We start from the raw sequence: 19168 nt of genomic DNA, 5'->3' as shown, positions 1-19168 counted from the left end.
GCGCGTTCAGATCCGGACCTTGCTGGCAAACAGGGTCAGCGACTGGCGCTTGCCCCCCTTCTCCAGCACCACGGCATCTGCACCTATGGCCACCACGCGATAACCGTCGACCTGCTGGCCGACCCGATAACTGCTGCCGTTGAGCACCGCCAGTGCCGGGCCATTGCCCAGCATGATGCTCTGCAGCCTGGGCAGACCGGCCTCGCGCTGGCCGGTTGCACTGGCGCCGCTGGTCGCGCCGCTCAAAGGCGCGGTGGGGTCCTGCAACAGCTCGGGCTGCGCCTGGGCCAGCAGACTGAACAGACACGCCCACAGGGGGAACCATCTAGCCACGGATAAACTCCTTGCTGGTGCTGAGGGTGTAGATCTCCATCTCCACCACCGCCTTGGGATACTCCTGCACCTGGTAGTCAAACTGCTTCCAGTAGAAATGGCGCGGCAGCCCCTCCAGCGCCTTGAGATACTGATACACATCGAAATAGCCGCCCTCCAGCTTGAGCCGGATGCCGTGCTTGAACAGGTTGATGCGCTGCTCGCCCGCCATCAGCGGCTCCGGCGTCAGCGACGTGAGTGCCACCATGTGCAGATTGGCGGAGCGCGACAGCAGGGCCTCCAGCACGGCCGGCATCTCGTGGGCCTGGATCAGATCCACCGTCTGGGCCTTGAGTTCGGCGTCCAGCCTGCCCAGCTCGCCATCCAGCTGAGCCAGCTGGGTACGCACGTGCAGATCAGGATCCCGCGCCAGTTTGGCCTGCTTGCCCTGATTCTCGAGATCCATGATCTCCAGATCCCGCTGGGCAGTACTCAGCGCCAGCCGCTCCTGCTCCAGCCGCACCGCGGCACCATCCAGCCAGCCATAAATGGCAACGGCGCCGACCAGTACCACCCCGGTCAGCAGGATCAGTACCCGCTCGCGCTGGCTGAGGGCGGCGATCTTGTCGGCCCATGCCTGCCACTGCTCTTTCAGGCTCATCAGGGCTTCTCCCGCTCGATGCCGCTGAGCTGGAAGGCCAGCCGGCCCTCCTTGTCACGGCTTAACGTCAGCTCACCAAACTGCTTGCCCGCCAGCGACGGGGTCTGCTTGAAACGGTTGACCCAGGCCGGCACATCCTGGCTGCGCCCGGCGAAGCCGGACAGGTTGACGTAGCCGTCGGCGATCTCGATCCGCTGCAAGGAGAGCTGCGGATCGCGGATACGGGACAGATCTGCCATCAGCCCGGCATAGCCCTGGGATTTTTGCAATGCCAGGCTGCCCAGCTGCCGCATCAAGCCCTGCTTGGCGGTCAGCTCCTCCTGCTTGGTGACAAGCTGTTGTTGCAGCAGGCCATCGGCCTGATGGCGGGCCAGTTCGGCATCGAGCCGCTGCGCCTCGCCGCGCTTGATCTCCAGCGCCGCCCGTACCTGCACCAGCTCGCGCTCGACAGCGTGTTGCTGCCAGGCGATGACACCGGCGACGCACAGCAGCAACAGCACGCTGCCGCCCCATACCAGCGCCATCTGGTTGAGGCTGGCCCACTGCCGTCTGGGCCGAAACTCGGCGCCGTAGAGGTTGATCTGGCGTTTCATCAGGCATCCTCCCCCAAAGCAGTTTCATAGGCCGAGAGATATTCGATGCCAGACAGTAATTCGGACTTGTTGACCTTGGCAGTCGACATGGCAAGCGCGCTCATTGCTCACCTCCCAGGGCGGCGGCATAGGCCGAGAGATATTCCACGCCGGAGAGGATCGCCTTGTTGGCCATGGCAGAGACAGCAAAGCCGAAGGTCTGCTCCATGTGGCGCACCAGGGTACCGATGAAGGGCGAGGCGATGGCCAGCTGCATCTGGCCGAGTTCCGGTAGTTTGAGCTGGCCCACCAGATAGTCGAGGGAGCGCTGGATCTCCAGCGCCAACGAATCGAGCAGCATGGCGTCAGGCTCGTGCTCGCCAGTGAGGGCGCCAAAACCGCGCAGCTGGCGGGAGAAGCAGAGCCCCCCTGATGGAACACCAGCAGTTGCAGATCCAGCCCCTTCGGCTGCCACAGCAGCATGCGCACCGTCTGATCCGGCTCGTACAGCGCGGTCATCGCCAGCTCGTCGCTGACGATGGCGTCCAGGCTGGCGATGCCGTTGACCGCATCCGCCAGCTGCTGTACCCGCGCCTTGGGCACGCAGATCACGTTGATGCGCGGCCCGACCCGCCGGCGGGGTGGGCAGATCCACATAATCCATGGCGAGCTGCAGCACGGATTCGCTGACGTAATCCTTGATTGCCCAGGGCAGGGCACCGGCCATTTCGGCATCGGGAACGGCGGGTTTGTCGATCTGGACCTGTTGATAAAGGCTGGCCGCGAGGGCGACTCGCACCTTAGACTTGGCGAGGCCATGGCGGCTGAACAGCTCGGCCATGGCCTGGGACCACTCTTGCGGACCGTTGATGGCGCGGGTGGCGAAGATAGGTGGGTTGCCGAGCGAAGCCAGCATGATCCGATCGCTGGCCAGCAGGAGTCCTACCTGACGGCTGGGGGTCGAACGTCTGAAAAGTTGTTTCATTGAAACCCGCACCTGGCTGCCCAAAACGGATTAAACCTTAGCATAAACAGAGCATTAGCCTCCAGATAAATGACCGATTACTCATTGTCACCCCAATCGCCCCCGATGGCGCTGCCGCCCCTGCCGCCCGCCCTGTTGCCCTCGCCGCCGCAAGCTGTCTCACATCCGCTACTGAGCGCCCATGGAGTCCAGCTCTGGTGCAAACGGGACGATCTGATCCACCCCGTCCTCTCGGGCAACAAGTGGCGCAAGCTCAAGTACCACCTGCTGCATGCCAGAGAGCAGGGCAAACGCCATCTGCTCTCGTTTGGCGGCGCCTACTCCAATCACATCCATGCCCTGGCGGCAGCGGGGTGCCAATCTGGCCTGCGTACTACCGGCATCATACGCGGGGAGCCGGAAGCCGTCAGCAACTGCACTCTGAGCGCAGCAAAAGGCTGGGGCATGGATCTCGTTTTTGTCGATCGCCAAAGCTACCGGCGGCGGCAGGATCCCGCCTGGCTGGCCCAATTCGAGGATGAAGAGACCCTGATAGTGCCGGAAGGGGGCAGCAGCCCGCTGGCCATTCCCGGGGTGGCCGAGCTGGTCGATGAAGTCCCCTTCTCGCCGGATCTCTGGGTGCTGCCCTGCGCCAGCGGTGGCACCCTGGCCGGGCTCATCGCCGGCAAGCGGGAAGGAGAACAGATCCTCGCCATTGCGGTACTCAAGGGGGGAGCTTCATCACCGACGAGGTGCATCGGCTCCATCCTGCCGCCGCCGACACGCCCGGCTGGCGGATCGCACTGGATCACCACGACGGCGGCTATGCCAAATTCAGTCCGGCGCTCTGGCAGTGGGTGCAGACCTTCAGCATCGAGACGGGCCTGCCGCTGGAGCCCATCTACAGCGGCAAGGCGATGTGGGGGCTGTTTCGCGAGCTGGCTGCTGGCCACATCCCGCGCGGCAGCAAGATCATCTTCATCCACACCGGTGGCATGCAGGGGCTGGCGGGGCTGAGGGAGCAGGGGCGCCTGTGACGGCATGCAGGGCGCAATTCCGGCGCTGAACCACAAAAGAGAGGGTCGCCCAGGCGACCCTCTTTTGCATTCATCAGGCGCCGGCTGGCTCCAGCACCAATGGTTGTGGCTCGGCGAACCAGGGGCCCTGCCCGGCGTGCACCCCGAGGTGGCGCAGCATCTTCCACTCGTCGCCGCTCTCCACCCCCACGGCAATGACCCGGGTGCGGGTGTTGGCACAGCCCCCCACCAGGCTGCGCACGGCCATCTGGTTGACCTGGCGGGTATGGATCTCGCGCACCAGGCTGGGGTGCAACTTGAGGAAGTTGATCTCGAACTCCTTGATGTACTGGGTGCTCACCACATCCTGGCCGGCGTGATCGATGGCCAGCTGGCAGCCCAGCATGCGCACTGCCCGCAGTGGCCGTTTGAGCGCCTCGTAGTGGCGGGTGACCTGAGCCTCGGAGAGTTGCAGGATCAAGCGCTCGTTGGTGCTGCGCGGCAGCTGGAACAGATCGAAGAACAGCCAGCGCTGAAACTCCCGGTGCAGCAGGCTCTGGGCGCAGAGGGTCAGGCTGATGGGGCAGCTCTGTTCGGAGCGCTGGCGCAGCAGGCCGAGGGTCTGTTCCGCCACCAGCCGATCCAGCGGCAGCAGCAACCCCGCCTTCTCCGCCATCGGCATGAAGACACCGGCCTGCAGCTCCCGCCCCTGCTCGTCGTGGATCCGGATCAGCAGATCCTGCTGCAATACCACCTGATCCCGCTCCTGCTGCACCGGCTGCACGTAGAAGTCGATGCCGTTCTCTTCGATGCGCCGGCCGATCAGGGTGCGCCAGCGTACCGTGCCCTTGCTGCTCTGCTCCTCGTCCAGTTGCTTCTCGAAGAGGAACCAGCCGGTGTGGCCCTGCAGCCGCGCACTCTTGAGCGCCAGCTCCGCCTCCTCCTGTACCTTGAGCAGGGAGTCTTGTGCCTGATAGCAAACTGCGCCGAGATAGACGGCGGTATCCGGATTGACCGCCTCGGGCCAGTGCAGCCGCTGCAGGCTCTTGTGCAGCTGGCCGGCGGCATCCACCATCTCGCTTTCCGACATGTTGGGCAGCAGCACGGCAAACACCTGGCCGGCATAGCGGGCCTGCAGGGCACCGTTGTGCTTGCGCACGAAAGCGGCGATGGAGGCGCTTGCCTCCATCAGCAGATCCTGGCTCTGGCGGCCGTTCAGCTCGGGATCCAGCTCTTCCAGCCCGGCCAGCTCGATCAGCAGCACGCCGCCGCTCATCACGCTCGCCTCCATGATGGCGCTCTCCAGCCGGTTGTCGAAGAACAGCCGGTTGCCGATGCCGGTCATCTTGTCCACGAAGGCGTTGCTGCGAATGAAATTGTCGAAGCGGCTGCGCTCCTTGCGGGCATCCGCCAGCTCGGCCAGCAGATAGTCGAGAGCCTGACTGGCCGGCTGCGGCCACTCGTCGGCTGTATCGTGGGACAGCTTGGTGAGCTTGTTGTCGAGGATCAGCTGGGCCCGTTCCGCCAGCAACTCGGCTCCCCGCAACTGCAACCGCAGCCAGCGGATGGAGTACCAGAGGCCGAACACCACGATGAAAACGCCAAGGGAGATGCCGGACATCGCCTTCATGGAGTACTCGAACTCCTTGAACGGCCGCTCCAGCTTGAAGTCGGCCTGCATGCCAGGCTGATGGGGCATGGGCTGGTGATAGGGGATCAGCAGGTTCTCGTCGGTCGGCTGCTGTACGTCGCGAAACCAGTAGATCCGCTGCTTGTCCTGGCGGATCTCCAGCTCCACCACGTGGGCAGAGCGCAGCAGGGTCGGCAGCCAGCGGGTGAGATCCTGATGATCGTCGGCCACCTCCAGCTGCTTGTCGATGATCTCGACCAGCGAGTTGACCTTCTTCTGTTGCATCTCCATGCCCAGCTCGCGAAAGCTGAACACCCCGCCAAGCAGCACCATGGCCATGGCCGCAATGACGCACAGGGTGATAAACGAGACAAGCTGAGTGGTCAGTTTCATGTACCTTTCCGTATGCCCGACAACATCCATGTGGCTTCATCGTATCAGCCAACCTCGAAGCGCGCCTATGGACGAAGATCCCGCTTCTGGAATTAAGCGGGCGAGCATACCCAAACCGGTACGAGAACACCAAGCCCCGGGCGGGGTGACGGCCAAAAAATGACGGATGACGGAAAGAAACAGGAGGAAACTCAGTGCACTGGCTGAACGACGGGCAGAAAAATGGTCCCACAAAGGGGACCAAAAGAAACACTCATATCAAAACTAACACTCTGTGCTACTGACAAAAAAACAGATACAGGAGTATTGAACACACGGTGAGTCAAACCGCACGGCTACTCTAGCCACTTCAGATAAGCTGGACAATTGTCATTTATGACAGGTCAGCGATTGAATCTTCAGCAACTCATTTTATAAAACCATTATTTATCAGCACATTATAAATTCGCGCCACAAGTGTGATCGGTTCTGCTCAAATCGATTCAGCTAATGCACTATGATGATGCCACCCATATGCATCCCATCCCCACATCAGGCAGGTGCACCTTGCGATCCATTTCTCCTCTCTGGCTCAGCCTGCTGCTGTTCTGCCTGCCCCTGCTGGCCAGCCTGCCCATCAGTCAGCTGCTCGGCGGCCCGCTGGCCCATCAGCTGCTGCAAGAGAAGAAGATGGAGGTCGAGACCGCGTTGGCGGAACGCCACCGTCTGCTGGACAACAACATCCGCCATCAGCTGACCCGCTTCCAGTTTGATTGCGGACGTCAAGACATGACCCTGCTGCGGGACCCCCGGTACTACAACAGCCACATCCGCATCCAGGGGATCCTGCTCGCCAACGGTGGTGGCTGTTCCAGTCTGGGACTGGATCTGCCCTTCACCCCGGCCGAACTGCCGCCCTACACCAATCAGGAGCAGTTCGGGATCGCCGCCACCCAGGCCCGCTTCCACACCGAGCAGGAGCTGGTCGCCTACTACCGCACCGGTGGCAACATCGTCTACTGGGTACTGAACAACAGCTGGAGCCATGCCTTGTTGCAGACCCCTTGCTCCAACTGCTTCTATCTGGAGTTCGGCCAGCAACAGCCAGGGGCATCAAGCCCGATCTTTCCCCGCGGTGACAGCAGCATCAAGCAGGAGGAGGGCAGCCAGAGCCTGAGCTTTTTCGACCCCAATCAGGAGATCAGGCAAACCCTGTGGGCAGGCCGGGCGCTCGAACACTACGCCCAGCAGCAGGCCCGCCACGACGGGCTCTGGCTCGGCGCCGCAGTGGGCACCCTGCTGGTCGCCGCCTATTGGGGGCTGCGCAACTATCGGCGCTCGCTCAAGGGGTTGCTGCAGGCCGGGCTGGCACGGCGCGAGTTCGTGCCCTTCTATCAACCCGTGGTCGACAGCCGCAGCCAGCAGGTGGTCGGCTTCGAGGCGCTGCTGCGCTGGCAGCGGGGCGGCGGCCTGATCCCGCCCGGCGCCTTCATCGACTATGCAGAGGAGCAGCAGCTGATCCTGCCGATGACCAGCCAGCTGCTGGAAAGGGTCATCGCGGATCTGCCCAGGCTCGCCCCCGGCCAATGGGTCAGCGTCAACATAGTGGCCGCCCACCTCGAGCATCCGCATTTGCGCAACCTGCTGTTGCAGCACGGCTGGCCCTCTCCCGCCCAGCTCACCTTCGAGCTGACCGAACGCAAGCCCATCACCGACATCAAGACGGCCGTCATCGAGATCACCGCCCTGCAACAGCAGGGCTACCACTTCAAGCTGGATGACTTCGGCACCGGTTACGGCGGCTTCGCCTACCTGCAACGGCTCGGCATCCGCCAGATCAAGATCGACAAGATGTTCGTCGACACCATAGGCACCGACGACCTCAAGCGCAGCGTGCTGGATGCCACCATCGCCTTCGGCCGCGAGTCGGGCATGGAGATGATCGCCGAAGGGGTCGAGCGCCAGGAGCAGGTCGACTATCTGCAGCAGCACGGCGTGCACCTGATCCAGGGCTATGTCTATGCCCCGCCCATGGCGCTGACCAAGCTGAAGATCTGGCTGCTGGCCTGGTATCAGAACCACACGGGTGAGCACTGATCCACACTGCCGAGGCGACCGCTCATATTTTGCAACAAAATGAGCAACAAAATGATTTTCCCTTGAGCGGACAACTCCCCTTATCATGAACAGGCACGCCACCTCGTGTGGCGCCGCCACCCTGTTCCTTACCCGTCGGCTCACGCCGCCCTGATGATGAGAACCATTGCCTATGAAGTCATTTATCCGGCAAGAGATTGCCCTGCCCGTTGGCCTGCTCACCCTGCTCTTTTTCAAGACGCTCGGCAGCGACCTGCTGACAGAGGCCACTCCGCTCGGGATTTATCTTCCTGTCTCGGCGGTGCTGCTTGCCATCGTCACCTGGGCCATCTTCTCGGTGGTGCGCCACTCGGATGCCCTTGCCATCAAGCTTGGCGAGCCTTTTGGCACCCTGATCCTCACCCTGTCGGTCATCTCGCTGGAAGTGGTGATGATCTCCTCGGTCATGCTGACCGGCGAACCCAATCCGGTGATGGCCCGCGACACCATGTTTGCCGTGGTGATGCTGGTGACCAACGGCCTGGTAGGCTTTACCCTGCTGTTCGGCGGCTGGCGCTACCACACCCAGAGCTTCAATCTGGACGGGGTCAAATCCTATCTGGTGGCCATCATTCCGCTGGCTCTGCTCTGCCTGGTGCTGCCCAACTTCACCGAAGGGGGCAACATCGGCAGCATGTCGAGCGCCATGTCCTGGATGCTCATCATCATCTCGGTGCTGCTCTACGGTGTCTTCCTGCTGATCCAGACCCGCAGCCACAGCCACTTCTTCATCGACAGCGATCACGAAGATTACGAAGAGCACCACGGCCCGCTGCAGAGCAACGTCTACCACACCCTGTTGCTGCTCGCCTATCTGGTGGTGGTGATCCTGCTGGCCAAGACCCTGGCCATTCCCATCAACCACGGGGTCAAGGTACTGGCGGCGCCGCCGGCGCTGGGCGGCTTCATCGTCGCCTGTATCGTGCTGGCCCCCGAGGCGGTCGGCGCCATCAAGGCCGCCTTCAACAATCAGCTGCAGCGGGCCATGAACCTCTACTTCGGCTCTGTGCTGGCCACCATCGCCCTCACCGTGCCTGCGGTGCTGTTCATCGGCGCCATGCTGGGGCAAGAGGTGCGCCTGGGCCTCTCCGCCGCCGACATGGTGCTGCTGTTCACTACCCTGATGGTGTGCAAGGTGACCTTCAGCAGCGGCCGTACCAATGTGCTGCACGGGGCCACTCACCTGGTGCTGTTCGTGGTGTACCTGTTCCTGATGTTCGAGCACGAATAACCGCGCACCAACCGCAGCAACGAAAAGACCGCCCGATTGGGCGGTCTTTTGTTATGGGCGGGATGGCTGCTTAGAGGCTCGGCAACACGCCGGCCGGGAGCAGGTCGTTGTAGCTGGCGCGGCCCAGCAGCGCGGCGGCCGCCTCGATGTCCGGCGCGAAGTACCTGTCCTTGTCGTAGAAGCTGACCTCTTCCCGCAGCCGGCCCTTGGCCAGCTCGATAAGCTCGGTGCTGCGCAGGGGAGCACGAAAATCCAGCCCTTGCGCCGCCGCCAGCAGTTCCACCGCCAGAATGCCACGGGTGTTCTCGGCCATGTCCGCCAGTCGACGGCCGGCGAAGGTGGCCATGGAGACGTGATCCTCCTGGTTGGCAGACGTCGGCAGGCTGTCCACCGAGGCCGGATGGGCCAGCGTCTTGTTCTCGGAGGCGAGCGCCGCCGAGGTGACCTGGGCGATCATGAAACCGGAGTTGACGCCGCCGTTGTTGACCAGGAAGGCCGGCAGACCGGACATGCGCGAGTCGATCAGCAGCGCCATGCGCCGCTCGGACAGCGACCCGATCTCGGCGATGGCCAGCGCCAGGTTGTCGGCCGCAAAGGCCACGGGTTCTGCATGGAAGTTGCCGCCGGAGAGGATGTCTTCATCCTCGGCAAACACCAGCGGATTGTCGGAGACCGCGTTGGCCTCGCACACCAGCACCTCGGCCGCCTGGCGGATCTGGGTCAGGCAGGCACCCATCACCTGCGGCTGGCAGCGCAGGGAGTAGGGATCCTGCACCTTCTCGCAGTTGTGATGAGACATGCCGATCTCGCTGCCATCCACCAGCAGGTGGCGGTAGCAGGCGGCCGCGTCGATCTGGCCACGCTGACCGCGCACCGCGTGGATGCGGGCATCAAACGGCCGGCGGCTGCCAAGGGCGGCCTCCACGCTCATGGCGCCGATGGTGATGGCGCCGGCGTAGAGATCCTCGGCGTGGAACAAGCCTTCCAGCGCGAAGGCGGTGCTCGCCTGGGTGCCGTTGAGCAGGGCCAGCCCCTCTTTCGGTGCCAGCGCGATGGGCTCGAGCCCGGCAATCTTCAGGGCAGTGGCGGCGTCGATCAGCTCGCCAGCGTGGCGGGCCTTGCCCTCCCCGATCAGCAGGCAACTCATGTGGGCCAGCGGCGCCAGATCGCCGGAGGCGCCGACGGAGCCCTTCTTCGGCACCACCGGGTAGACTTCGGCGTTGATCAGCCGTATCAGGGCCTCCAGCACCACCAGCCGGATGCCGGAGAAGCCGCGCGCCAGCGAGTTGAGCTTGAGCACCATCATCAGCCGCACGGTGGCATCATCCATGTACTCGCCAATCCCCGCCGCATGAGAGAGCACGATGGAGCGCTGCAGCTCGTCCAGTTGCTCCACCGGAATGCGGGTGTTGGCCAACAGGCCAAAGCCGGTGTTGATGCCATACACCACCCGGTTTTGCTCGATCACCTTGGTGACCACGGCGGCGGAGGCGTGGATCCCCGCCAGAGCGGCGGGATCCAGTGAAACGTGTACCGGCTCGCGGCTGACGCGGCGCAGGGTGGCAAGATCCAGCTCGCCCGGGGTAATAGTCAATTCAAACATGGTGTTACACCTTTCCTTTGACACCGTTGGCGCCGTCAATCATCGGCAGATCCAGTTTCGCCTCGTGGGCGCAGTTGATGGCAATCTCGTAGCCGGCATCGGCGTGACGCATCACCCCGGTGGCCGGGTCGTTGCGCAGCACCCGACCGACCCGCTTGGCGGCGTCATCGGAGCCATCACAGACGATCACCACGCCGGAGTGCTGGGAGAAGCCCATGCCAACACCGCCACCGTGGTGCAGGGAGACCCAGGTCGCGCCGCCGGCCGTGTTGAGCAGGGCGTTGAGCAGCGGCCAGTCGGAGACGGCATCGGAGCCATCCATCATCGACTCGGTCTCGCGGTTCGGGCTCGCCACCGAGCCGGAATCCAGGTGATCGCGGCCGATGACGATGGGGGCTTTCAGCTCGCCATTCTTGACCATCTCGTTGAAGGCCAGGCCGAGGCGCACCCGATCCTTGACCCCGACCCAGCAGATCCGCGCCGGCAGGCCCTGGAAGGCGATGCGCTCGCGAGCCATGTCGAGCCAGTTGTGCAGGTGAGGATCATCGGGGATCAGCTCCTTCACCTTCTGGTCGGTCTTGTAGATATCTTCCGGGTCGCCAGAGAGCGCTACCCAGCGGAACGGGCCAATCCCCTCGCAGAACAGCGGGCGAATGTAGGCCGGGACGAAGCCGGGGAAGTCGAAGGCGTTTTTCACCCCCTCCTCCAGCGCCATCTGGCGGATGTTGTTGCCGTAATCCAGGGTCGCTGCGCCGCGAGATTGCAGGGTCAGCATGGCTTCGACCTGCCGAGCCATGGAGTGGCGGGCGGCGACGTTCACCTCCTGGGGAGCGGATTTTTGCAGCGCGCGCCACTGGGCCACGCTCCAGCCCTGCGGCAGGTAGCCATGCACCGGGTCGTGGGCAGAGGTCTGGTCGGTCACCACGTCCGGGGTAATGCCACGGGCCACCAGCTCGGCGAACACGTCGGCGGCGTTGCCGAGCAGACCGACGGAGACGGCGCTGCCGCTCTGCCTGGCCTCTTCGATCATGGCCAACGCCTCATCCAGGCTGTGGGCCTTCTTGTCCACATAGCGAGTACGCAGACGAAAATCGATGCGGGTCTCGTCGCACTCCACCGCGATCATCGAGAAGCCGGCCATGGTGGCCGCCAGCGGCTGGGCGCCGCCCATGCCACCGAGCCCGCCGGTCAGGATCCAACGCCCCTTGGGTTCGCCGTTGAAGTGCTGGTTGGCCACCGCGAAGAAAGTCTCGTAGGTGCCCTGCACGATCCCCTGAGTGCCTATGTAGATCCAGGAGCCTGCGGTCATCTGGCCGTACATCATCAGGCCCTTCTTATCGAGCTCGTTGAAGTGCTCCCAATTGGCCCAGTGCGGCACCAAGTTGGAGTTGGCGATCAGCACCCGGGGCGCGTCCTTGTGGGTCTGGAACACCCCGACCGGCTTGCCGGACTGCACCAGCAGAGTCTCGTTTTCCTCGAGCCTAGTCAGCACCTCGACGATCTTGTCGAAGCAGGCCCAGTTGCGGGCGGCGCGGCCGATGCCGCCATACACCACCAGCGACTGGGGATGCTCGGCCACCTCAGGATCCAGGTTGTTCATCAGCATCCGCAGCGGCGCCTCGGTGAGCCAGCTCTTGGCGGTCAACTCGGTGCCGCGCGGGGCACGGATCACGCGATTGGGATCGTGGCGGGGATCCTGGTGTTGCTCAGACATATACACTCCTTGTTTATCGATGCAGCAGGGTGGCGGCCGGTGGCAGGCCGCTACTTGGTTAACTGATGGACCAGCCGCGCAGCCACGCGGGCACTGCGGTTGTCCTGATCCAGACTCGGGTTGTATTCGGCCAGATCGGCGAGTCTGAGCTTGCCGCTGGCCCGGATATGGGCGATCAAAGGCTCGATGACTGCCAGCTCCACGCCGCGGGCGGCGGGAGCACTCACTCCCGGCATCACGGCCGCCGGCAGCACGTCGAGATCGATGGTCAGATAGAGGTGATCGCAGCGGGCGATAAAGGCATCCAGCCCGCTGAGCAAGGCCGGCAGCTCGGCCGGCGTCATCGCCTCGTCCAGCACGTGCCACACCCCCAGCGCCTCGGCGCGCGCGAACAGCGCCTGGGTATTGGCAGTCTCGGCCACCCCGAGGCAGGCGTAGGTAAACGGCGTACCCTGGGCGGCACACTGCTCGGCAATCTGGAAGAAGGGAGTGCCGGAGCTCGCCTGCTCCAGCTTCATGCGCAGGTCGAAGTGGGCATCGAAGTTGATGATGCCGACCCGGCCACGGCCAGCCAGATGCAGGTTGAGGCCGCTCCAGCTACCGAAGGCCACCTCGTGGCCACCGCCCAACACCAGCGGGAAGTGCCCTTCGTCCAGCAAGCGGGCCACCCGTTCGGCCAGGAGGCCGTGGGCGGCATCAAGATCCCCATCCTCGCAGTGCACGTCACCGCTGTCATAGATGGGTCGGCTCAGATGCCAGGCGCTGTTGGCGAGCAGCTTGCGCACCGCCAGCGGGGCACCGGCGGCCCCTACCCGCCCCTTGTTGCGGCGCACCCCCTCGTCACAGGCAAAGCCCACCAGGGCAACGCCCGCAGCGGCGCTGCCGGCTTGTGGCCAGGGTTGTACCTTGTCGTGCCAGCGCAGGGCCAGCTCGCCATCTTCCGGATCCTGGCGCCCCTGCCAGACCGACATGTCAACCGGGTGGAACTTATCCATGGAGCGTCTCCTCGCCGTTGACTACCCGGCTCACCAGCTGATCGACGCCGATGAGGTAGCTGAGCTCGGCCGGATGGCCGCAGTTCCAGATCAGGAAGTCCGCCAGCATGCCGACCCTGAGCTGCCCCAGCAGCTCCTGCTCGCCGAGGGCGCGGGCGGCGTGGCGGGTCACTCCGGCCATGGCCTCCACCGGGGTCAGGCCGAACAGGGTGCAAGCCATGTTCATGGCCATCCGCAGCGAGACGATGGGGGCCGTGCCCGGGTTGATGTCGGAGGAGACGGCCATCGGCACCCCCGCCTTGCGCAGCGCGGCGACCGGCGGCAGCTTGGTCTCCTTGAGGAAGTAGAAGGCGGTGGGCAGCAGGGTGGCCACCACGCCGCGATGGGCCAGCGCCTGGATCCCCTCCGGATCCAGGTACTCCAGGTGATCCACCGAGAGGGCGCCGAAGTTGGCGGCCAGCGTGCTGCCACCGAGGTTGGAGAGCTGATCCATGTGCCCTTTCACCGCCAGACCGTATTGATCTGCCGCCAGATAGACCTGTTCGGTCTGGGCCAGCGAGAAGCCGATGTGTTCACAGAAGACGTCCACCGCATCGGCCAGGCCCGCCTCGGCGGCGGCCGGGATGATCTCCTGACAGATGGTCTCGACCCAGGAGTCGGGATCGTCGCGATACTCCGGCGGCACTGCATGGGCCGCCAGCAGGGTAGTCTTGACCCGGATCGGCAGCGCCTCCCCAGTCGGCGGGCGACCCGCAGCATCTTGAGCTCGTCTTCCAGGGTGAGGCCGTAGCCGGACTTGATCTCCACCGTGGTGACCCCTTCCCGGATCAGGGATTTCACCCTCGGCAGCGCCAGCTCAAACAGCTGATCCTCGCTGGCGGCACGGGTGGCGCGCACCGTGCTGATGATGCCGCCGCCCTTGCGGGCGATCTCCGCATAGGGCACCCCTTTCTGGCGCAGTTCGAACTCTTCGGCGCGGCTGCCGGCGAAGATGAGGTGGGTGTGGCAATCGATGAGGCCGGGGGTGACCAGCTTGCCCTTCATGTCCTGCCAATGGGCGGGATAGGGGCCCTTGAGATCCTGCATCGGCACCAGGGCGTGGATCCGCCCCTCGTGAACGCCGAGGGCATGGGGTTCCAGCAGACCGTAGTCGGCCAGATCGGAGCGCAGGGTGGCGGGTGTCACGTTGAGCCAGACCCGCTCGCAGTTCAACAGTTCCTTGTTCATACCGACCTCTAAATGTATATACATTAACTTATATCCGATCTCTGACGGGAAAGAAAGGATCAAGTTCACATCTTGATAACAGTGTATTCATTAGAGCTTAAACACAAAAAAGCCCGCCAGAGGCGGGCTTTGTCAAAAACAATATGTATATACAATTAGCTGAGGCTGGTCTTGGAGCTCAACTTGTAGCGGGAGCCAGGCGACAGCAAACGGGCATAGGAGACCAGATAACCGTCGGACCAGGTACGCCGATGCAGCAGCAGGCAGGGGGTGTCGACCCGCACCTGCAACAAGCCGGCCTCGCCGGCACTTGGCAGCACCGCCTCCACCACGTGCTCCATCTCGGAGAGGGGGCAGACCTCCATCAGATAACGGTTGGGGGTCTGGCTGGCAAAGTCCTGCTCACCGTACTGTGGCAACCGCTCGGCATCGACGAAGCGCTCTTCCAGCTGCAGCGGCTCGCCATCAGCCTGATGGACGATGAGACTGTGGAAGATGGGGGCGCCGACCCGCAGGCCCAGCTGCACCGCCACCTTCTCATCGGCGGCCTGGCGCTGCAACCGGATCACCCGGCCGCTGTATTCGCTGCCCCGCTCGGCGATCTCGTCGGCAATGTTGCGAATGGCCAGCAACGGCGACTCGGTGCGCCTGTCCGCCACGAAGCTGCCGGAGCCGGCGGTACGCACCAGCCACCCCTCGGCCACCAGTTCGCGCAGCGCCTTGTTGACCGTCATCCGGCTCACGGCGAACTGCTCGCACAGGGCGGCCTCGGTCGGGATCCGGTCGCCAGCCTGATAGTGGCGTTCGCGGATCCCGTCCAGAATGTGCTGCTTGATCTGCAGATAGAGGGCCGGTGCCAACAGGATGCTCCTCAGCGACGGCGGTGGGGCGGACGCATGTCCGGCCAGGCGCGATAGACGTCCGGGATCTGCTCCGGCCCGCTGATGCAGAGATCGAGATCGTGCAGCAGACCGTCCTTGATGCCGTAGATCCAGCCGTGTACCGCCAGCTCCTGCCCCTTGCGCCAGGCGTTTTGGATGATGGTGGTGTGACAGACGTTGGCCACCTGCTCGGCCACGTTCAGCTCGCACAGGTAGTCGAAGCGCTCGTGCTCATCCTCGATGGCATCCAGCTGCTCACGATACTTGAAGTAGACATCCTTGATGTTGCGCAGCCAGTTGTCGATGAGCCCCAGCTCCTGGTTCTGCATCGCCGCCTTGACGCCGCCGCAGCCGTAGTGGCCGCAGACGATGATGTGCTTCACCTTGAGCACCTCGACCGCGTATTGCAGCACCGAGAGGCAGTTGAAGTCGGTGTGTACTACCAGGTTGGCGACGTTGCGGTGGACGAACACATCCCCCGGCAGCAGCCCCATCAGCTGGTTGGCGGGTACCCGGCTGTCGGAGCAGCCGATCCAGAGGTATTCGGGGGCCTGCTGGGCGGAGAGGGTAGCAAAGAATTCGGGATCCTCGGCCTTGATCCGTTCCGCCCACTCGCGGTTGTTGGTAAACAAGTCGTTCAAGAGTTTCACTATCTGCTCTCCCTACTGTGGCAGTGGCGGCAACATACCATACACAAGGGTAACCAAGGCAAGGCCGACCAGATCCCCGTCAAACAAAAACAGGGCCATCAGGCCCTGTTTTTATGAGAGGAAGCATCAGGCTTCCGTGGCATCTTTCAGCTTCTTGAGAGCATTTTTCTCAAGTTGACGGACCCGCTCGGCGCACAGGCTTATGCTTCCATCGCATCCTTCAGCTTCTTGAGGGCGTTTTTCTCAAGCTGACGCACCCGCTCGGCGGAGACGCCGTAGGTATCGGCCAGCTCCTGCAGGGTGGTCTTGCTCTCATCGTCGAGCCAGCGGGCACGGATGATGTGCTGGCTGCGCTCGTCCAGGGTAGCCAGGGCCGAGCTCAGGCGACGGGCCGCATGATCGTCCCAGTTGTCGTTCTCGATGGTGGCGGCCAGATCGGAGGATTTGTCCTCCAGATAGTGAACTGGCGCGAAACCGCCCTCTTCTTCGTCATCACCGACCAGATCGAAGGCCTGATCGTAGTTGCTCATGCGCGCTTCCATCTCGGTGACGTCGGCGGCGGAAACCCCGAGGTCGGCAGCCACGGCCTGCACCTCTTCGTGGTTCAGCCAGCCCAGACGTTTCTTGGATTTGCGCAGATTGAAGAACAGCTTGCGCTGGGCCTTGGTGGTCGCCACCTTGACCATGCGCCAGTTGCGCAGAACGTATTCGTGAATTTCGGCCTTGATCCAGTGCACTGCAAAGGAGACCAGGCGCACGCCGACACTCGGGTCGAAGCGCTTGACCGCCTTCATCAGGCCGATATTGCCTTCCTGCACCAGGTCGGCCTGGGGCAGACCGTAGCCGGCATAACTCTTGGCGACATGAACGACAAAGCGCAGGTGCGACATAACGAGCTGACGGGCAGCCTCGAGATCGCCACCCTGCTGCAAACGCTCAGCCAGTTCACGCTCTTCCTCTGCGCTCAGCACCGGAATCGAGTTTACTGCCTGGATATAGCCTTCCAGACTACCTTGCGGAATCAGAGCCATAGTGCGCTGCAATGAAGTTCCCATGTTCTACCTCTTACTTTTCAATCGAATCAGTCTAACACCCTGAGAGGGCCTGTCTACTGACCGGACGCCATTCTGCGGCCTGCATCAAACATGCTGAGCATGTTTGAACCGGGGTTATCTTAGGCCGGCAGGATGAATCATGAATGAACAGTCAAAAAAAGGGGGTCACAATAAAGGACCCCCGAAAAGTAGCATGCTAAGTCCATTGTTGCGGAGCTCGCAACCTTCACATGCTTGCCAAGTCAGACGAGCAAGGCATAGGGGCCACACCCGTATAAATTCTTCAGCATTTGTAGACTGCTTATAAATCAGAAGGTTCACAGGATCCAGAGAAGATCCCGAAGATCGGCAATGTTCAGATTACTCCCAGAACGGCGGCCGTGCCAGAAACGGCCACTCTTTTACTTGATCCAGGTCGCAAAATCCAGCGCTTTAAAACGCTGATAAATTAATCAGGACGGTTCGATGTCGCGAATGTGACGATGGACCGAAAACCAGGAGGCGATCAGCCCCAGCAAGGCGCCCAGCAGGATCAGGTTGATCCCGTCCACCGCCCCCATCCCCACCAGCCGGAAGTTGCTGTTGTAGAGGCCGGCCAGCTCCTTCACCACCCCTTCGCTCCAGATCACCATCACTTCGGTCAACCACCAGGCCAGCATGCCACCGATGACCCCGAACCAGATGCCGGTATAAAGGAAAGGACGATGGATGAAGGCATCGGTCGCCCCCACCAGCTTGAGCACTTCGATCTCGGAGCGCTGGTTGAGAATATTCAGCCTGAGCGTGTTGCCGACGATCAGCAGCACGGCGGAGAGCAGCAGCACCGCGATGCCGGTGATGGTGTGGCGCAGCAGGTTCATGATCCCCTGCAGCCGGGTCAGCCACTGCAGATCCAGCTTGCCCTGCTCGACCCCGTCTTCGTTGTTGAGCTTGTTGAGCAGCTCTGCCGCCCCTTCCGGGTTCTGCCAACGCGGATCCGGGATCACGCTCAGTACCGGCGGCAGCGGATTGCTGTCGAGGTAGTCGAGCGCATCGCCAAACCCGGAGATCTCGCGAAACTCCTTGAGCGCCTCATCCCGGCTCATGTAGGTGACCGACTCCACCTCCGGGTAGAGCAGGATCCGCTGTTTCATGTCGAGGATGTTCTGCTCGGGCAGATCCTTGCGCAGATAGAGGGAGATCTGAGAGCTGGTCTGCCAACTGCCCTCTACCACCTCGGCGTTTTTCAGCAGCACGTGGAAGCAGGAGGGCAGCGCCAGACTGACCCCCAGCACCGCCAGCGTCATCAGCGATGCAAGCGGGTTGCGCCACAGCTCCCCCAAGCTGGAAAAAGCCTGCCGGGCATGGTCGACCCAGTACATCATAAAGCGCCGTAGCGGTGGCTGTTTATGACGAACGATAGCCATCAGAGCTCCTCCCCTGCCGAATACATGCGACCCGCCTTGAGGGTCAGGGTGCGATAGCGCATGCGGGCGATCAGCCCCAGATCGTGGGTGGCAATCAGCACGGAGACGCCGAAGCGGTTGAACTCCTCGAACAGCCGCATGATGTCCATGGAGAGCTGGGGATCCAGGTTGCCGGTCGGCTCATCCGCCAGCAGCAGCGGCGGCTTGTTGACGATGGCGCGGGCGATGCCGACCCGCTGCTGTTCACCGCCGGAGAGCATGCGCGGCTGGTAGCGTTCCTTGCCGAGCAGCCCCACCTTGTCGAGCGCCGCCGCCACCCGTTTGTTGATGTCTGCATGGCTGTAGCCGTCGATCACCAGCGGCAACGCCACGTTGTCGAACACGGTGCGGTCCATCAGCAGCCGGTGATCCTGGAAGATCATGCCGATCTGGCGGCGCACATAGGGGATCTCACCCCGCTTGATATGGCTGACGTCGTCGCCATGAAAGAAAACACGGCCGTCGGTGGGCCGTTCCATCACGCTGATGAGTTTGAGGAGAGTACTCTTGCCTGCACCCGAGTGCCCGGTCAGGAAGGCCATCTCCCCCTTGCGCAGGTGGAAACTGACCTTCTGCAGCGCCTGATGGCCGCCGCTGTAGACCTTGCTGACCTTGTCAAAACGGATCATAACGGTTCCCTGACAGTGACCAACCCCGACCAGGGTCGGGGTTGGGGGCGCACGACTCGCGGCGCCCGAGCTTGA

The 19168-nt window shown here is 63.0% G+C and carries 14 protein-coding genes and 3 pseudogenes; 3 read left to right on the top strand and 14 right to left on the bottom strand.

The annotated features are described in order from the left end of the window. Nucleotides 1-6: 6 nt before the first annotated feature. From mshK to mshI, 4 genes and pseudogenes are all read right to left on the bottom strand, one after another. A complete protein-coding gene (mshK, locus tag ACPDZI_RS01250) occupies nt 7-333 on the bottom strand; it encodes an MSHA fimbrial biogenesis protein MshK (protein ID WP_016349155.1) in 327 nt (108 codons plus the stop codon). After that, nucleotides 326-973: an MSHA fimbrial biogenesis protein MshJ gene (gene mshJ / locus ACPDZI_RS01245; RefSeq protein WP_168967883.1), complete on the bottom strand. Its 648-nt coding sequence runs from the start codon at nt 971-973 to the stop codon at nt 326-328. Before mshJ ends, mshK begins: the two co-directional genes overlap by 8 nt. After that, complete coding sequence (gene mshI1 / locus ACPDZI_RS01240) at nt 973-1566, bottom strand: MSHA fimbrial biogenesis protein MshI1 (RefSeq protein WP_438833869.1); 594 nt, start codon at nt 1564-1566, stop codon at nt 973-975. The genes mshJ and mshI1 overlap by 1 nt, the downstream gene beginning before the upstream one ends. Nucleotides 1567-1666: 100 nt before the next feature. Next, nucleotides 1667-2530 (bottom strand): annotated as a pseudogene (gene mshI / locus ACPDZI_RS01235) (MSHA fimbrial biogenesis protein MshI). A gap of 69 nt (nt 2531-2599) precedes the next feature. Here mshI and ACPDZI_RS01230 point away from each other — a divergent pair. After that, a pseudogene (locus ACPDZI_RS01230) lies at nt 2600-3546 on the top strand (1-aminocyclopropane-1-carboxylate deaminase/D-cysteine desulfhydrase). A gap of 73 nt (nt 3547-3619) precedes the next feature. Here the strand turns inward: ACPDZI_RS01230 and ACPDZI_RS01225 are convergent. Further along, nucleotides 3620-5548 (bottom strand): RNase E specificity factor CsrD, encoded by a 1929-nt coding sequence (locus tag ACPDZI_RS01225; RefSeq protein ID WP_438833868.1) that lies wholly within the window; start codon nt 5546-5548, stop codon nt 3620-3622. A 546-nt stretch (nt 5549-6094) separates the two neighbouring features. Here ACPDZI_RS01225 and ACPDZI_RS01220 point away from each other — a divergent pair. Together ACPDZI_RS01220 and ACPDZI_RS01215 are read left to right on the top strand one after the other, a co-directional pair. Continuing rightward, complete coding sequence (locus ACPDZI_RS01220; RefSeq protein WP_438833867.1) at nt 6095-7624, top strand: EAL domain-containing protein; 1530 nt, start codon at nt 6095-6097, stop codon at nt 7622-7624. Between the two features lie 172 nt (nt 7625-7796). Further along, nucleotides 7797-8894: a calcium:proton antiporter gene (locus ACPDZI_RS01215; protein ID WP_017408799.1), complete on the top strand. Its 1098-nt coding sequence runs from the start codon at nt 7797-7799 to the stop codon at nt 8892-8894. 70 nt (nt 8895-8964) lie between these two features. On the opposite strand, the gene hutH is transcribed toward ACPDZI_RS01215, so the two are convergent. The 9 genes and pseudogenes from hutH to ftsE all read right to left on the bottom strand — a co-directional run bounded on the left by hutH (nt 8965) and on the right by ftsE (nt 19093). Continuing rightward, entirely contained in the window at nt 8965-10497 is a 1533-nt protein-coding gene (gene hutH / locus ACPDZI_RS01210; protein WP_438833866.1) for a histidine ammonia-lyase, read from the bottom strand. A gap of 4 nt (nt 10498-10501) precedes the next feature. Beyond that, nucleotides 10502-12211 carry a urocanate hydratase gene (hutU, locus tag ACPDZI_RS01205; protein ID WP_226032760.1) on the bottom strand — a complete coding sequence of 570 codons (1710 nt, stop codon included), beginning with the start codon at nt 12209-12211 and terminating at the stop codon, nt 10502-10504. A 50-nt stretch (nt 12212-12261) separates the two neighbouring features. Continuing rightward, a complete protein-coding gene (gene hutG, locus ACPDZI_RS01200) occupies nt 12262-13206 on the bottom strand; it encodes a formimidoylglutamase (RefSeq protein WP_438833865.1) in 945 nt (314 codons plus the stop codon). Beyond that, nucleotides 13199-14433, bottom strand: a pseudogene (gene hutI, locus ACPDZI_RS01195) (imidazolonepropionase). The gene hutG and the pseudogene hutI overlap by 8 nt, the downstream one beginning before the upstream one ends. A 155-nt stretch (nt 14434-14588) precedes the next feature. Continuing rightward, nucleotides 14589-15293, bottom strand: coding sequence for a histidine utilization repressor (gene hutC / locus ACPDZI_RS01190; RefSeq protein ID WP_011704352.1), 705 nt, complete (start codon nt 15291-15293; stop codon nt 14589-14591). Between the two features lie 11 nt (nt 15294-15304). Then, nucleotides 15305-15964 (bottom strand): carbonate dehydratase, encoded by a 660-nt coding sequence (can, locus tag ACPDZI_RS01185; protein ID WP_005308055.1) that lies wholly within the window; start codon nt 15962-15964, stop codon nt 15305-15307. Between the two features lie 200 nt (nt 15965-16164). Continuing rightward, complete coding sequence (rpoH, locus tag ACPDZI_RS01180) at nt 16165-17019, bottom strand: RNA polymerase sigma factor RpoH (protein ID WP_168967874.1); 855 nt, start codon at nt 17017-17019, stop codon at nt 16165-16167. A 452-nt stretch (nt 17020-17471) separates the two neighbouring features. Further along, nucleotides 17472-18425: a permease-like cell division protein FtsX gene (gene ftsX / locus ACPDZI_RS01175; protein ID WP_011704350.1), complete on the bottom strand. Its 954-nt coding sequence runs from the start codon at nt 18423-18425 to the stop codon at nt 17472-17474. Next, nucleotides 18425-19093 (bottom strand): cell division ATP-binding protein FtsE, encoded by a 669-nt coding sequence (gene ftsE, locus ACPDZI_RS01170; protein ID WP_011704349.1) that lies wholly within the window; start codon nt 19091-19093, stop codon nt 18425-18427. Before ftsE ends, ftsX begins: the two co-directional genes overlap by 1 nt. Nucleotides 19094-19168: the final 75 nt, after the last annotated feature.

It is taken from the genome of Aeromonas oralensis, assembly GCF_049665575.1.
GTDB classification, from domain to species: Bacteria; Pseudomonadota; Gammaproteobacteria; order Enterobacterales; family Aeromonadaceae; genus Aeromonas; species Aeromonas hydrophila.
This window is presented reverse-complemented; position numbering and strand designations above follow the sequence as displayed.

Bases quoted from the DNA above. Each gene is read 5' to 3' on its own strand.
- rpoH (WP_168967874.1), bottom strand. From the start codon at position 17,019: ATGGGAACTTCATTGCAGCGCACTATGGCTCTGATTCCGCAAGGTAGT.
- mshJ (WP_168967883.1), bottom strand. From the start codon at position 973: ATGAGCCTGAAAGAGCAGTGGCAGGCATGGGCCGACAAGATCGCCGCC.
- hutH (WP_438833866.1), bottom strand. From the start codon at position 10,497: ATGTTTGAATTGACTATTACCCCGGGCGAGCTGGATCTTGCCACCCTG.
- ftsX (WP_011704350.1), bottom strand. From the start codon at position 18,425: ATGGCTATCGTTCGTCATAAACAGCCACCGCTACGGCGCTTTATGATG.
- ftsE (WP_011704349.1), bottom strand. From the start codon at position 19,093: ATGATCCGTTTTGACAAGGTCAGCAAGGTCTACAGCGGCGGCCATCAG.
- mshI1 (WP_438833869.1), bottom strand. From the start codon at position 1,566: ATGAAACGCCAGATCAACCTCTACGGCGCCGAGTTTCGGCCCAGACGG.
- ACPDZI_RS01215 (WP_017408799.1), top strand. From the start codon at position 7,797: ATGAAGTCATTTATCCGGCAAGAGATTGCCCTGCCCGTTGGCCTGCTC.
- ACPDZI_RS01225 (WP_438833868.1), bottom strand. From the start codon at position 5,548: ATGAAACTGACCACTCAGCTTGTCTCGTTTATCACCCTGTGCGTCATT.
- hutU (WP_226032760.1), bottom strand. From the start codon at position 12,211: ATGTCTGAGCAACACCAGGATCCCCGCCACGATCCCAATCGCGTGATC.
- hutG (WP_438833865.1), bottom strand. From the start codon at position 13,206: ATGGATAAGTTCCACCCGGTTGACATGTCGGTCTGGCAGGGGCGCCAG.